Here is a 577-nt window from a genome sequence, read left to right as displayed (position 1 = left end):
ATGAAATCAAGCATTAGTAAAACCAGTGGAACTTACCCTGACACGGATTTCCACTGGTTTTTAGGATTTTTATCAGACTAACTTCCACTTCTACTAGCGGTGGAACTTAGTTTGCGAATTTACCAATAAAAATCAGTAGACTCGAGTTCCTACTGATTTTTGTTATGGTTCGTTTGGATTATGCAGCCAAAACTTTGCGTCCTTTACGACGACGAGCTGCCAATACGCGACGACCGTTTTTAGTTGACATACGGTTACGGAATCCGTGTTTGCGCGCACGACGAAGTTTACTTGGTTGATAAGTACGTTTCACGATGAATACCTCCTCATAGATTTTGTATTCGTTTAGCCGGCTATAAAGTGATCAGTTACTAAACATACTTTACTATTCTATCTGATTCTTTCACTTTTGTCAATAGCTCAAGGCAAATGTTTCCAGCTTTTTCGAATGTGCTAATTTCTCAAAGTAACTTCCACTTGCCCAACCAAAGTGGAAATTAGTCTAAAACGGATTTTTATGGTGGAATTAAGTGTGAGACGTTTGAGTTAGAAATGAGGTCTACTATGACAAAACATA

1 protein-coding gene is annotated in these 577 nt (G+C 38.3%); it reads right to left on the bottom strand.

Annotated features, from left to right (window positions below):
- Positions 1-178: 178 nt before the first annotated feature.
- Positions 179-313, bottom strand: coding sequence for a 50S ribosomal protein L34 (rpmH, locus tag QM818_RS09005; protein ID WP_000831905.1), 135 nt, complete (start codon positions 311-313; stop codon positions 179-181).
- Between the last annotated feature and the right edge of the window lie 264 nt (positions 314-577).

This window comes from Streptococcus mitis (genome assembly GCF_047464035.1).
Lineage (GTDB): Bacteria > Bacillota > Bacilli > Lactobacillales > Streptococcaceae > Streptococcus > Streptococcus mitis_DX.
The sequence above is the reverse complement of the archived record's forward strand: the minus strand, read 5'-3'. Positions and strand labels throughout refer to the sequence as shown.